This is a genomic window from Cellvibrio sp. OA-2007 (assembly GCF_000953825.1).
Taxonomy (GTDB): Bacteria; Pseudomonadota; Gammaproteobacteria; order Pseudomonadales; family Cellvibrionaceae; genus Cellvibrio.
Genome location: NZ_BBUL01000083.1, coordinates 48998 through 63624, shown reverse-complemented (window position 1 = coordinate 63624; position 14627 = coordinate 48998). Strand labels below are relative to the sequence as shown.

Below are 14627 nucleotides of genomic sequence, written 5' to 3'. Positions count from 1 at the left end.
TCACGAATTTTTTACTTCCACTAAAGGCGCCAAATAATTTGCCAGTTCCTGCTCGGTTAATGCGCGCACAAAACGAAAGCGTGGTATGGTTTCGCCCGCCAGCTCAACCGTTTCCATAAACATATCTAATGGGCGCACCCACCAGGAATAGTCGCCGTACAAGCAGCGATAAAAGACCATAGGTTCACGGGTTTCACTGTGCGTCGCCACCTGAAATACAAAATAGTCATTGCCTTTGTAGTGACGATACAAACCGGATTTCAATTTCATTGTGATTACCTTAAATAACACCCGCGGTTTTTAACTCAGCAATTTGCGCTGGCGATAAATTTAATATCGCTTGCAAGGTTTCTTGCGTGTGGCTGCCGATTTCACCACCGGGCCAGTCAGTGCGCCCAGGCGTGTCGGCCAACTTAGGCAGTATTGCCGGAATCTTTAAGGGTTTGCCATTGATTTCGACCTGCTCAAACATACCGCGCGCGTTGAAGTGCGGGTCAGCAAACATATCTTGCGCATTGTAGATTGGCCCACCGGGCACGCGCGCCTGCTCCAACAATTGCAAAATTTCATCGGCATCTTTACTCATGCACCATGCCGCCAATGCATTATCAATCTCCAATTCGTGGGCAACACGCCCTGCATTATTAGCCATGCGCGGATCATTGGCCATTTCCGGATGACCGGCAATTTCCATCAAGCGCTGAAAGATCGAATCACCATTGCCACCAATCACTACGTATTTACCATTTTTGCAGCGATAGGTATTGGTAGGCACAATGCCCGTCACCGTGGTGCCGGAAGGCTCGCGAATCACACCCGCACCGGAAAATTCCGGCACCACGGCTTCCATTAAATTAAACATCGACTCATAGAGCGCAACATCTACCACCTGCCCCCCGCCGTTTTCATTTCGCTCGCGCTCCAATAAAGCCAATGCGATACCGAGCGCTGCGTGAATGCCAGAAATCGTATCGCCAATACTCAGATTAGGTCGCACCGGTGCTTGATCGGGAAAACCATTTACATAGCGAAAACCGCTCATACCTTCGCAGACAGAGGCAAAACCCGGCTTGCTGGCATAGGGGCCTGTTTGACCGTAACCGGAAATGCGCGCATATACCAGCTTGGGATTCGTTTTTTTAATCTCGTCGGGGCCCAGTCCCCAATTTTCCATCACCCCTGGGCGAAAATTTTCGATTACTACGTCAGCAGTATCCATTAACTGTCGCGCAATGTTTTGACCTTCAGGTTTTTTTAAATCCAGCGTAATACTTTTTTTATTGCGCCCGATACTACGCCACCAATGCGATGTGCCATTTTCCAATACCCGCCAACCGCGAATAGGATCCCCCTCCGGCGGTTCGATTTTTATTACTTCTGCACCGAAATAACCAAGCATACAGCCCGCAAAAGGCCCAGCGAGTAACTGGCCGATTTCGATTACGCGAATGCCATCGAGGGGACGACGAGAACTTTTCATATTAGTTTCACTTTAATTTAACAGCTAATTAGAAATTAAGTAGGGAATCGTCATCCTCGCGCAGCGAGGATCCATAGGTTTACTTGCAACCATTGGACTCCCGCAAGTGGGAGTGACGGCGAATGAATACATTCGCCGAAAAAAACGAAAGCCTACTATTCACCTAAAGTTAATATTATTTTCCCAATATGTTGATTCGATTCCATACGCATATGTGCAGCGGCAACCTGCGCAAAAGGAAATACTGAATCAATCACCGGCTCAATAGTTTTATTGTTTAATTGTGGCCAGACTTTCTCTTCCAGCTCGCGGGCAATTGTGGCTTTGGTTGCTGTGGATTGAGAGCGCAGTGTGGAGCCAGTCAAGGTGAGCCGCTTTAACATCAAGGGCATAAAATCCAATTGGGCTTTGCTGCCCTGCAAAAAGGCGATATTCACGATACGCCCCTCTTTTGCAGCGGCCGAAATATTGCGCTGGATATAATCGCCACCGACCATATCCAAAATCACATTCACGCCCTGCCCCTGCGTATGCTCTTTAATGACCGCAACAAAATCCTGTTCATTGTAATGAATGGAAATCGCACCGAGCGCACTAATTGCCGCACATTTTTCAGCTGACCCGGCCGTTGTAAATACTTGCGCACCCGCAGCGCGCGCCAACTGAATTGCCGCCGTGCCTATACCGCTTGCACCGCCGTGAATTAACACACTTTCGCCCGCTGTTAAGTGCGCGCGTTGAAATAGGTTGTGCCACACCGTAAAAAACGTTTCGGGCAGCGCGGCAGCTTGCACATAGGAAAACCCCGCTGGTATTGGCAAACACTGAGCGGCAGGTGCCAGCGAATAATCCGCATAACCACCGCCATTGACCAACGCGCAAACCTTATCGCCAAGCTGCCAGCGTTTCACTTTTTCACCGCAGGCAATAATCTCACCCGCTACTTCCAAGCCCAAAATAGGTGATGCATCGGCAGGCGCTGGATACGCACCTTGCCGCTGTAAAATATCCGGGCGATTGATGCCTGCAGCATACACACGGATTAATACTTCATCGGCGTTTGGCTGCGGAACTGCCATGGTTTGCAATTCCAACTGATCAACGCCGCCAGAATTTTTTAATGCGATAAATTTCATCATAGCCAATGCATCATGGTTCAAGGCGTTGAATTAACCAAGAGCCATCGGATTGCAAGTTGTATTGAAAACTATCATGCAGGCGCGCAGCACCGCCTTGCCAGAATTCAATTTGATGAGGTTTAACCCTAAATCCGCCCCAAAAGTCTGGAACCGGAATTTCACCCTTGGCAAATTTATTTTTCATGGCATCAAATTGCTGCATCAAGAGCGCGCGCGACGAAATCGGGCGGCTCTGCTGTGAAGCCCAAGCTCCCAACTGACTATCGCGCGGGCGCGAGACAAAATATTTCAACACTTCTGCTTTCGACAATTGTTCTACCACACCGCACACTTTTACCTGTCGCTCCAAAAAGTGCCAGGGAAAATGCAAACTGATTTTGGGGTTTTGTTTTAGCTCTTGCGCTTTACGACTATTCAGATTGGTGTAAAACACAAAGCCTTTTTCATCCAGATGTTTTAATAGCACTATGCGCTGCGATGGCTGACCAGCCGCATCTACCGTGGCGATAGTCATCGCATTCGGGTCGGGAATACCTGCTTTGATTGTCTGCTGCATCCAGCGGTCAAATTGCTCAAGGGGATTATCCAACAAGTCAACGCGCTCCAATCCACCTTGGGTGTATTCGCGGCGAAAATTGTCGAGATTTAATTCCATACTACTGCTCCTCATATAGACCAAGCGCAACAAGCACCCGCAAAAAGGCGATAAACAAAAAAGGCACTGATTGCAGTGCCTTTCGATGACGCTAGCAATGTGGGCTATTCTACCCCACGTGCATACCAATGCCGGAGTAATACGTAGGTAAGAGCAAGACAAATCACAAAACTTAATAGGCCCTGCCACATAGCATCTGAATAAATTGCACGCATTACCCCCAATTGATTCAACGCGACAATAGATCCTAGCATTGCCAGCGCGACGCCTGATTGCTGACGACGAATTAACAAGAAACCAAGACCAGCCATCATCAAGCTAAACAGTTGATAGGCAAAGGTAAGCATAAATTCCCTGCTCGCCAGCGATGATGCAATCAACCATAACGCAACCATTGCCCCAACTAACCACCAGCGCCAGGTCTTGGTTAAAAAGCGGGACAATCCGAGCACCAGCATCAAAATCATTAGATTTGGAAAGAGTGCTTTAACACCATTGAGCACTACAGTAAGCCAAGGTACAGCTGTCGCCAAATCAGCTGAGTAAGGTGTAGGCGCCCAAATAGTTGGCAATAGCAACTCTATCAGCGCGCGATAAGCCACCAAGGCCAAAGCCAAGACGACTCCCAGCACAAAATCACCGGTCAAATTTGCACCGATCCGCGGACGCTCGGTGTGCAGCGCTTGTGCGATGAAAAATACCAAAGCCCCTATCACACTGGCACCTATGCCTAAACCAACCAACAACATGCCGATTTGCATCCACCAGCCCATAGTGGTTTGGAAATTAGTCAGCGCTTGATCGATCCAGAGCAGTGACACAGCAGTATTGGCACACACGATCAACAGCACCCAGGGTAATGCAGCGATAAGGCTGAATTTTCGCCCGCTGGATTTGCGGAAAAAGCACACTACCGCGAGCCCCACCAAAACCAATAAGGCCAACTTGGAGACAATGTTATAGGGCTGCTCGCGGGAATAGGCTTCAGTTTCGGCGCGGGTCCACTCCTGTGGGATATCGATAGTACGGACATAGCTGGTCACCTCGTCGCCGGCCAACTTGATAACAATGGCAGCCCGTCCATTGCCCTGATCAAACGCCTGCTTATCGAGATAAGTCACTGCCCAATCACGACGCGCCGGACGCAGGATTTCTTCAACTGATTTTTCTTCCAGCGTGGCTAGATTTCCCCAGCCATTTTCAATTATCCATGCCATTGCCTTGGCTTTCGCTTGGCCGCGCGTCAACTTAGCGCCGGTACGCCCTTCCGGTAATTGATGTACCAGTTCGTGCAAACGCCCGTCGGGATAAATCCACGCCTGCCAATACTCGGAACGATCCTCTACCGGGCCGTCAAATTTACGCCAGGTAACGACCCAGAAGGGGGTATCCAAATATTTACCGATGAGCTCTTGGGTTTTCTCAGCTCCAGCCTGACGCCACACAAAATTGCGCGTCTGGTATTCACCATTGTGCGTCGTAATTGTTCGCCGCCATTCACCTTCCAATAGCACGCCACGCTCCTGTAAATATTGTTCGGCTTGCTGGCCAGCTTGGGCGCGATCAATTTCGTATTGCGGCCACTCCAGGCGCGATGTGCGATTTGCACCCAGGCCGATCAATACCATCGCCGCAAGGGCGATAACGGCCAGCCACAGAGGTTTAATACTGAGTGGCGCACCTATACTGAACGCTTCAGCTGGGGTACTTGGCGATGCGTCTGGCACCAGATCAACCGGTGCACCATTGCGCCATTCGCTACCCAACGCCGCCCACCGACCACCACGCAGACGCGCCCATGCCAATGCCAGCAAAGGCGCAGCGCCAGCGAGAATCACCAGCAGGCGGTCAAACCACAGGCTGGCATCATCAGCGGTAAAAATCGGCAGGCTCATCAACACCAAATCGTATTCAAAATGCGTGATCATGCAGATCATCAAACCAAAACGCAGATACACCAAACCGAATGCAAGCGCTGGAATAAACAATTCAATCAGACGGCTGTAGCCTGGCAGGTTGGGATAATTAGCATGCACGCCTGCAAAAATCAGCGCCTGCAAAATCAGGGTGACAATCACCAATTTATTGCGTATGCCAAAGTGATTGCCAATCAAGACCGCCAGCGCCAAGGGAATCGCACGAAATACGCACTCCTCCCAAGTTCCCGCCTGTAACGCGGTAAAAATCGGTGCCAGTGCCGGACGCCAGCTGGCAAGAATATTAGGATCAGAATTCATTCCAGCAGGCTGCCACCAGCCCAACACCGTTGAGCTAAACCAATAAAACACCATCGCATACAGCAGAAAGCATCCCGTCCATGCATAGGCACCCAGCACTCGCCCAAGTACTTCTGGCGAAAGAGCTGCTGGGCGAAACATATCCCACAGACGCGGATGATCGGCAAATGCCATGCGCGTCAAACCCTCGGCGATTGCATAAATCGTAGCAAATGCGAGGCTGGCAAATACCAATACCCCCCCGGCCTGCGCCAGCTGTTGAAATAAAAATGTCTGCGCCGAACTGGTGGTTTGGTAGTTCATCCAGGCCATAGGCAAATTGGCAAATACAGCGCCGGCCAGACCAGCCCCAACCACCAATGCCGGCCAAAACGCATTTACCCAGCGAAGTTGGTGGCGACGAAACAACCAGATTCCGCCACCTGCCAAACCGCCCAAGCCAAACAGTACCGCCATAAAATAACTGGCGATTTGACTAATCTGGGTGTTGAGCGAACGCATTTCATTAAAGCGCTGATCAAAAGCCTCGGGGATATGTTTGAAGGTATCGACGGCGATTAATTTGTCGCCCGCCACTTTCAACTCCAGCCGAAAGCGCGCCTCGTTTGCACTAAGACTGCTGTGCTCATAGGTAAAACTGTAATCCACACGCCCGGACGCTTGGCGTTTTTGTTTAGTCTCCAAGGTTTTATAAGCGTTGAAACGCTCGCCCATAAAAGAGCGTGCGCCCGCCTCGGCAAGCTCACGCGCAGCAGACTCATCTAACGCGGCTCCCGGTGTTTTATCTGGCATCAAATACGCAAACGAGATTGGCTCGCCGCGCGGGCTGAACGCCATAATTAACTCTTCCTCTTGCCCCGCTGCAAAATTGCGCACTTTCCAGTAGTGCGTCACCGCATCCAACTGCGGGATCAACTGTTGAAATGCATCGACCCCACCCGCTTCCAACTCCACATAATTTTGCAAGCCACGATCACTCACAAACACAGTGGCAGAGCGCTCGGTGGTTAACTCCGGAAATTGACGCTGTTGGAATTGCTGCGCAGCGGCAACGGCTTGTTCGCGGGAAAAGGTGATATCGACATTGAGACCCGGTGCAGCCACAAACATCAACTTGATGGCGGCTACAGCTGCAATCAATGCAGCGACTAAAAAAATCGCCCAGAACAACCGGGATTGAAATGAAAAAAAGTGCTGGGAAGAAACCTGCATCATCCATTTTCCTTATTGATTATCGTGATATTGTCCATCACGGAAACACATTGAATAGACAAGGTGCGAATCCTATAGGGAATTACAAAGGAGGGAAAGTTTGTGGCAAATCCACACACTGGTCAGCACTTCACATAAAAATCATGGTGATGCGCTCACTCAACAGCTACACTAGACACTATATGCAAACAATGATTAATGTGCCAAACACTAGGATGCGCACCAGATTAATCGCCAACGATAATTCTGAGCCAGTCAAAAACACCTATGAGTAATTTCCAATCCGTTGTCGGTATTATTCTTGCCGGCGGACTTGCCAAGCGTATGGGCGGGGGTGATAAATGCCTGCTGCCTCTGGGTGGCAAAACACTACTACAACGGACTGTCGAGCGCGCCCAGCCACAAGTTAGCCAACTGCTACTCAACGCCAACGGCAATAGCCTGCGTTTCGCCCGCACTCGCCTGCCGGTGATTCCAGATGTTTACCCCGGCAATCTCGGCCCGCTGGCAGGTATTCACGCGGGTTTATCCTGGATGCAAACCAAGAACCCGGATGCGGAATGGCTGGCCAGCTTTGCATCGGACACGCCCTTCTTTCCTGCCGATTTGGTTACTCGTTTATTCGATGCTGCCACAGGCCAACATGCGCAGCTCGCCGTCGCCAAATCCCAGGATCGTACCCACCCTATTTTTGCACTCTGGCATGCATCGCTGTTGGGTAAGATTGATCAACAACTGCAAACGGGCGATACACCCCGCCTACAGGATTGGATCAAACAACAAAAGCTGGTGGAAGTAGAATTTGCAGTAGAAAACTACGATCCTTTTTTTAATATTAATGTCCCGCAAGACCTATACGCCGCAGAACCGCTAGTCGCACTGGTCAAGTAAATTAGCCCGGCAATAACCCTATTGCTGAACGCAATCGTTACATCAGCCCACTTCAAAAAACTGTTATGCTCTGCCGAACTTTTACGGAGAGCGAATTATGCTTTGGCGTTGTTTGTGCGTGATGCAATTTTATGGCTTGTTAGCGATTTATACCTACCTGGGTTTAACACCCCACCCTGAAAATAACATTCCAGTGTTTAATGATTTGCTGATGCACTTTACGGGTTACTGTATTGCAGCATTTTCGATTAGTTTTGCGCGGCCGACTTGGCCTATATGGCAACGCGCAGCATTTTTAATTGCCTACTCCATTGCGATTGAAGTCGGCCAGTATTTCAATCCGCCGCGCACATTTAGCGGAATGGATATTCTTGCCAATAGCGGCGGCGTTTTATTAGGGTTAACGATAATTATGCTTTTGGAAAAAACAGTAGCGCCTTTTGCCAAGCTGTTGTATTGGAACAGCAAAACTCAGCAGTAAACCTCCAGACTGAAGAGTAACCCCCTATACGTAATTTAAACTTAAGGATAAGTCCGATGACTAAATTATTAACATCTTTTCTCAGCGGGTTGATATTTCTCGTCGCACAATATTGCAACGCAGAAAATATTACCGCGCACGCAGATAAGACCCAGCAACTAATTGCAGCAGCAGTGGCGCAAACGCAAGAGCGGGTAACCTACAACGGAGCCTACTTTAAAATCACCTACCCCATGGGGGATGTACCGGCGCAATACGGTGTATGCACTGATGTAATTATTCGCGCGTACCGCAAGCTTGGGATCGATCTGCAACAATTAGTGCATGAAGATATGCGCAAAAACTTTGCACTTTATCCAGCAAAAAAGAATTGGGGACAAAACAAAACGGATACCAATATCGATCATCGCCGCGTGCCCAATTTACAAACTTTTTTTACTCGCCACGGCAAAAAGCTCGCAATATCAAACCAAGCACAAGCCTATCAAGCAGGCGATTTAGTCACTTGGATGCTGCCGGGGAACTTGCCGCACATTGGCATTGTAACGAATCGCTTTTCCGCCGATGGTCTGCGCCCATTAATTGTCCACAACATTGGCGCAGGCCCACAGCTTGAAGATATGTTATTTGACTACAAGATTAGTGGGCATTATCGCTACGCGCTGTTTTGAACTGCCGATCTAAAAAATTCACTACAACCTCCACCGAAGGCTGCAGCCAGGGATCGAACAGCCAAAAAGAATGTGGTGAATTCGGAATTTGAGCTACTTGGTAGGGAATACCAAAAGGCTTCATTTTTTCAATCATCTCTTTATGCCCAACACTAAAACGCTCTTGCGCGCTGATTAGAAATAAAATCGGCGGCGTGTTTTGGTTTACATAAAAAGTTGGCGATGCCTCATGCCACAATGCAGTTTTTTCAGCGTAGCGCCCGCCAAACCAGGCGCCCGCTGCCGAAGGATTCTTGCGCGGGTCATCCTCATGGAAACGTGCCGCTTCCGAGGTAAAATCAGACAGACCATCTATATTCACAATCGCTTGTACTGCACTTAAAACAGATGATTCAGTTGCTTGCGGATCAAAATTTTCCAAACCATTGGTCATGCCTGTCAAGCTGGCAATTTGCCCGCCCGCCGAACCACCACCCACGGCAATTTGATCAGGGTTGACGCCATATTTTTTAGCATTTTTGCGCAACCAGCGAATAGCCGCCTTCACATCGTGAATCGCCGCAGGATATCGTGCCTCCGGAGACAAGCGATAACTGATGGTTGCTGCTACATAGCCGTGCTCCGCCATAGCAATCGCCATGGGGGTAAAGTTAGTGCGATAGCCCGCACGCCAACCACCGCCATGAACAAACACAATGCCCGGCTTTTTATGGGATGACGCAGATTTAGGCAGATATAAATCCAACTGCAATGCGCGCTCACCGTAACGAACATAGGTGATATTTTTAATTTCCCTTACAGACTCAGGCACAGCACGGCTGGCAATATCAATAAACGGAAATTCGCCGATCAGTTTTTGGTAAGTCGTTTCGGGGGTATATGTGTTGGTAGGATCATCGATTTGCGTAATGCTTTGGCAGCCAATTAAAGCAGCAAACCACAGCATTATCGAAAAGCGCAAAATATTTGTTACATAGGTCATCGTTATATCACTCAGTAGAGAAATCACATGACCAAATAATTGCCGATAAAATTTTTTATTAAGTGTAACTAGCTATAACCAAAAAGCAAAACTGATAAAAACATCAAACAAAAACAAAAACAAAAACAAAAAAGGGCCAGCAATTGCCGACCCTTTTGTAACTGCACAAACTCAAATTATTACAATAACAAGCGACGCAAATCGCCGATTACCGATACCAGATAAGTCATAAAGCGACCGGCATCAGCACCGTTTACTGCACGGTGATCGTAAGACAATGACAGTGGCAACATATTGCGCGGAATGAACTCTTTACCATTCCACACAGGCTTCATTTGTGCACGGGACACACCCAAAATACCCACTTCAGTTGGTGCAGATACCATTGGTGTAAAGCCGTTTCCACCCATAGCGCCCAAGCTGGAAATGGTGAAGCAACCACCCTGCATCTCTGCTGGGGTCAACTTGCCATCACGTGCTTTTTTGGCGAGCACATTAATTTCATCGGCCAGTTCAAACAAACCTTTTTTATCCACGTTGCGAACAACCGGCACCAACAAACCATTGGGTGTATCAACTGCGATACCAATGTGTACAAACTTTTTATGCACAATACTTTCGTTGTCTTGATGCACAGAAACATTAAAGGAAGGCTCTGCAACCAAAGCAGCAGCCACTGCCTTAACAATAAACGGCAATGGAGTCAATTTACTGCCACGCTTCTCTGCTTCAGCTTTCATGCTGTTGCGGAAAACTTCCAGATCCGTGATATCAGCATCGTCAAACTGGGTGATGCGCGGAACATTCAACCAACTACGAGTCATGGCATCAGCAGTCAGTTTTTTGATTTTGCTCATTTTAACAATTTCGATTTCACCAAACTTGGAGTAATCGACTACGGGTAATGCGGGAATGCCTGAACCGCCAAAAGATGCGCCGGATTGCGCCGCTTGCACTATAGGTTTTACATAAGCGCGTACGTCGTCTTTCAACAGGCGACCACGTGGGCCAGTGCCAGACACTTTGCCCATATCAACACCGAGTTGACGAGCCAGTTTACGCACCGCTGGGCCAGCATAAACATCGCCGGTTTGAGCAACATCAGCAACTGGGGCAGACGCCGCCTTTGGTGCTTCTACTTTCGGAGCGGCTACGGCAGGAGCTGCTTCTGCTTTAGCCGGTGCAGCCGCAGGTGCTGCTGCAACAGGAGCGCCGCCGCTGGTGGCGAGCACACCAATTACTGAACCTTGAGAAAGCTTATCGCCCACTTTTACCGCAAGGCTAACAATTTTACCGGCAGCTTCGGCCGGAATTTCCATAGAGGCTTTATCGGTTTCGAGCACGATCAATGAATCGCCAGCATCAACCTCATCGCCAACATTTACCGAGATCTCGATCACTTCGACACCCTCGGCGCCACCTATGTCCGGAACTACCATTTGTACTTCGGTTCCGGCAGCCGATGCTGTGGCAGTGGCAGCAGCAACTGGCGCAGGCGATGCAGCAGGTGCAGGTGCCGGAGCCGCCGCTTGTGGAGCCGGAGCAGCAGCGGCACTGCCTTCTGCTTCCACTTCAAGCAATACAGCATCTTGCGATACTTTATCGCCAAGATTTACTTTAATAGCGACAACCTTGCCTGCAACATCGGCCGGGATTTCCATTGAAGCCTTGTCGGTTTCCAGCACGACAATCGAATCGCCTTCAGCGATAACATCGCCTACATTTACGGAGATCTCGATAACTTCAACGCCTTCTGCGCCGCCAATATCAGGCACTTTAATTGTTTGAATTGCCACTGTAGTAGTTCCTCGCTAATCGGTTATTTCTACATTTGATAAATGTTTTGGACGGATACAAACAACATCGCCCTCTTTGTGAGAGGGCGACGGTTTTATACGCTCATTGGATCCGCTTTTTCCGGATCAATGCCAAACTTTTTGATGGCCTTGGCAACCACATCGGCTTTAATCTTGCCTTGGTCCGCCAAAGATTTAAGTGCTGCAATCACCACAAAGTAGCGGTTTACTTCGAAGAAATGACGCAATTGGGTACGGGTGTCACTGCGACCAAAACCTTCAGTACCCAATACGGTGTACGAACCTGGAATATAGGCACGCAACTGTTCAGAGTAGGTTTTCAAGTTATCAGTTGAAATAATGAATGGACCTTCCGCCGCTTCTAACACTTGAGTGATATAAGGTTTACGCGGAGTTGCAGTCGGATTCAACATATTCCAACGGGTAGCGCGCTGACCATCGCGAGTCAGTTCATTCACGCTGGTTACGCTCCACACATCGGCTTCAACATCAAAGTCGCTGCGCAGAATTTCTGCAGCAAAACGCACTTCGCGCAAAATAGTACCGGCACCCATCAATTGAACGCGGTTTTTGGCTTTGCCAGTACCTTTCTCTAGTTGATAAATACCTTTGATAATGCCTTCTTGTGAACCTTCTGGCATTTCAGGGTGTTGATAATTTTCATTCATCAAAGAGATGTAATAGAACACATTCTCTTTATCGTGATACATGCGCTTGATGCCGTCCTGAATGATCACCGCTAACTCATAAGCATAGGTTGGGTCATAGGTACGGCAGTTAGGAATGGTATTCGCCATTACGTGACTATGGCCGTCCTGATGCTGCAAGCCTTCGCCGTTCAAGGTAGTACGGCCAGCGGTAGCACCGAGCAAGAAACCACGCGCTTGCGAGTCGCCCGCTGCCCATGCCAAGTCACCGATACGTTGGAAACCAAACATGGAGTAGTAAATGTAGAACGGAATCATGGGTACACGGTAGTTGCTGTAGGCAGTTGCTGCAGCAATCCACGAAGCCATAGAACCTGCTTCGTTAATACCCTCCTCCAGAATCTGGCCAGTAGCCGACTCATGGTAAGACATCATTTGGCCAGCATCATGAGGGGTATATTTTTGACCTTCGGATGAATAAATACCGATGGTTTTAAACATACCTTCCATACCAAAGGTACGCGCTTCATCCGGCACGATTGGCACAATTTGTTTGCCGATTTGTTTGTCCTTAACCAGTGACGACAGAATCCGTACAAAACTCATGGTGGTAGAGATTTCACGCTCGCCGGTGCTTTTCAGCTGTGCAGCAAAAGCCTCTAATGCAGGCGCTACAACTGGATCGAAATCCGATTTGCGCGATGGTAAATAGCCGTTCAGGGTATTGCGGCGCGAACGCATGTATTGCATTTCAGGACTATCATCCGCTGGACGATAGTAAGGCAGCGAAGCCAATTCTTCATCTTTAAACGGCAACTCAAAACGGTCGCGGAATTTCTTTAAATCTTCAACCGCCAAAGACTTGGCAGAGTGAGTTTTGTTGATTGCTTCGCCCGATGAACCCATGCCGTAACCTTTAACGGTTTGAGCAAGCACAACAGTTGGTTGACCCTTGGTATTCACTGCATTGTGATAGGCGTTATAAACCTTTTTAACGTCGTGGCCGCCGCGCGCAAGATACAGAATATCTTGGTCAGACATATCGCTTACTAACTCCAACAACTCCGGGTATTTACCAAAGAAATGCTCACGAGTATAAGCTCCGCCATTTGCTTTGTAGTTTTGCATTTCGCCATCGACTACTTCGTCCATGCGCTTTTGCAACAGGCCAGTTTTATCTTTTTCCAGCAGGCGGTCCCAACCGGAACCCCACAGAACTTTAACTACATTCCAGCCAGCACCGCGGAATACACCCTCAAGCTCTTGCACGATCTTGCCGTTGCCGCGTACCGGGCCATCCAAACGTTGTAAATTACAGTTGATCACAAAAATCAGATTATCGAGTTTCTCACGCGCCGCGAGAGAAATTGCACCCAAGCTTTCCGGCTCGTCACATTCGCCATCGCCTAGGAATGCCCATACCTTGCGGTCACTTACCGGAGTAAGACCACGGGCTTCCATATAGCGGTTAAAACGCGCTTGATAGATTGCTTTGATTGGCCCCAAGCCCATAGATACGGTAGGGAACTGCCAGTAGTCCGGCATTAACCATGGGTGAGGATAAGACGACAAACCGCCACCGTTTACTTCACGACGGAAATTGTCCAAATGAGATTCATCGAGGCGACCCTCAACATAAGAACGGGCATACATGCCAGGTGATACGTGACCTTGGAAGTAAACCAAGTCACCAGGAACTTCACCGTCATTACCACGGAAGAAATTGTTGAATGCTACATCGTATAAAGTAGCGGAAGACGCAAATGAAGCAATGTGACCACCTAAACCATCATCGTTATCGTTGGCCTTCATTACCATGGCCATAGCGTTCCAGCGAATGATCGAGCGAATTTTACGCTCCATTTTCAGATCGCCAGGATAGTCAACTTCTTGTTCGACAGGGATGGTATTGCGATAAGCGGTACGAATAGATGAAGGCTGTTCAATGCCATGGTTAACGGCGGACTCAGACAGTGATTTCAACAACTCAGCAGCGCGGTCTTTACCGGCGTGACGTACGACTGACTTTAGGGCGTCCAGCCACTCTTTTGTTTCAATGGCATCAATATCTTGTAGCATTCAAATCTCCTCAGCTATGCGCATAGCGCATATCACGTAGCAGTAGTATCTAATACAGGAATTTGGATCTGGGCATCGCACAAAATTTACTCATTAGTTGAAAAATGAGCAGAGATTTCATGGAGTTACAGGAGGAATATTCCTTTTACTTGTGTAAAAAATCCCCGAATTCTTGCATAAATGGGAATTTTTTACCAGCCCTAGCCAATTTGGTAACACTCTGGAGGGGCACAACTTTAGTGCACAAATCGCTGAACCAAGCGCTTTAAATACAGCTGCGCTGTTAAAAAAACACGTTCGCAACAAGGCTGGCATTATTACCCAAACTTTTGTGAT

At 48.7% G+C, this 14627-nt stretch carries 11 protein-coding genes; 3 read left to right on the top strand and 8 right to left on the bottom strand.

Annotation, left to right across the window (positions count from 1 at the left end):
* The 5 genes from AWU77_RS06800 to AWU77_RS06780 form a co-directional block, all read right to left on the bottom strand.
* A complete protein-coding gene (locus AWU77_RS06800; RefSeq protein ID WP_062060674.1) occupies window positions 1-270 on the bottom strand; it encodes a DUF1653 domain-containing protein in 270 nt (89 codons plus the stop codon).
* A 10-nt stretch (window positions 271-280) separates the two neighbouring features.
* A complete protein-coding gene (locus AWU77_RS06795; RefSeq protein WP_062060672.1) occupies window positions 281-1480 on the bottom strand; it encodes a CaiB/BaiF CoA-transferase family protein in 1200 nt (399 codons plus the stop codon).
* A 155-nt stretch (window positions 1481-1635) separates the two neighbouring features.
* Window positions 1636-2616: an NAD(P)H-quinone oxidoreductase gene (locus AWU77_RS06790; RefSeq protein ID WP_062060792.1), complete on the bottom strand. Its 981-nt coding sequence runs from the start codon at window positions 2614-2616 to the stop codon at window positions 1636-1638.
* A 13-nt stretch (window positions 2617-2629) separates the two neighbouring features.
* Window positions 2630-3274 (bottom strand): pyridoxamine 5'-phosphate oxidase, encoded by a 645-nt coding sequence (pdxH, locus tag AWU77_RS06785; protein WP_062060669.1) that lies wholly within the window; start codon window positions 3272-3274, stop codon window positions 2630-2632.
* Between the two features lie 104 nt (window positions 3275-3378).
* Window positions 3379-6726: a CPBP family intramembrane glutamic endopeptidase gene (locus AWU77_RS06780; RefSeq protein ID WP_062060666.1), complete on the bottom strand. Its 3348-nt coding sequence runs from the start codon at window positions 6724-6726 to the stop codon at window positions 3379-3381.
* 264 nt (window positions 6727-6990) lie between these two features.
* Between AWU77_RS06780 and mobA the strand changes: the two genes are divergently transcribed.
* From mobA to AWU77_RS06765, 3 genes are all read left to right on the top strand, one after another.
* The gene (mobA, locus tag AWU77_RS06775) at window positions 6991-7614 is read left to right on the top strand and encodes a molybdenum cofactor guanylyltransferase MobA (protein ID WP_062060663.1); all 624 of its coding nucleotides are present in this window, start codon (window positions 6991-6993) and stop codon (window positions 7612-7614) included.
* Window positions 7615-7711: 97 nt separating this feature from the next.
* Window positions 7712-8095 (top strand): VanZ family protein, encoded by a 384-nt coding sequence (locus AWU77_RS06770; RefSeq protein WP_062060660.1) that lies wholly within the window; start codon window positions 7712-7714, stop codon window positions 8093-8095.
* A 56-nt stretch (window positions 8096-8151) separates the two neighbouring features.
* The gene (locus tag AWU77_RS06765) at window positions 8152-8766 is read left to right on the top strand and encodes a DUF1287 domain-containing protein (protein WP_062060657.1); all 615 of its coding nucleotides are present in this window, start codon (window positions 8152-8154) and stop codon (window positions 8764-8766) included.
* Here the strand turns inward: AWU77_RS06765 and AWU77_RS06760 are convergent.
* The 3 genes from AWU77_RS06760 to aceE form a co-directional block, all read right to left on the bottom strand.
* Complete coding sequence (locus AWU77_RS06760; protein ID WP_062060655.1) at window positions 8735-9748, bottom strand: alpha/beta hydrolase; 1014 nt, start codon at window positions 9746-9748, stop codon at window positions 8735-8737. The genes AWU77_RS06765 and AWU77_RS06760 overlap by 32 nt on opposite strands.
* Window positions 9749-9927: 179 nt before the next feature.
* Window positions 9928-11544: a dihydrolipoyllysine-residue acetyltransferase gene (aceF, locus tag AWU77_RS06755; RefSeq protein WP_062060652.1), complete on the bottom strand. Its 1617-nt coding sequence runs from the start codon at window positions 11542-11544 to the stop codon at window positions 9928-9930.
* A gap of 95 nt (window positions 11545-11639) precedes the next feature.
* A complete protein-coding gene (aceE, locus tag AWU77_RS06750; protein ID WP_062060649.1) occupies window positions 11640-14291 on the bottom strand; it encodes a pyruvate dehydrogenase (acetyl-transferring), homodimeric type in 2652 nt (883 codons plus the stop codon).
* Window positions 14292-14627: the final 336 nt, after the last annotated feature.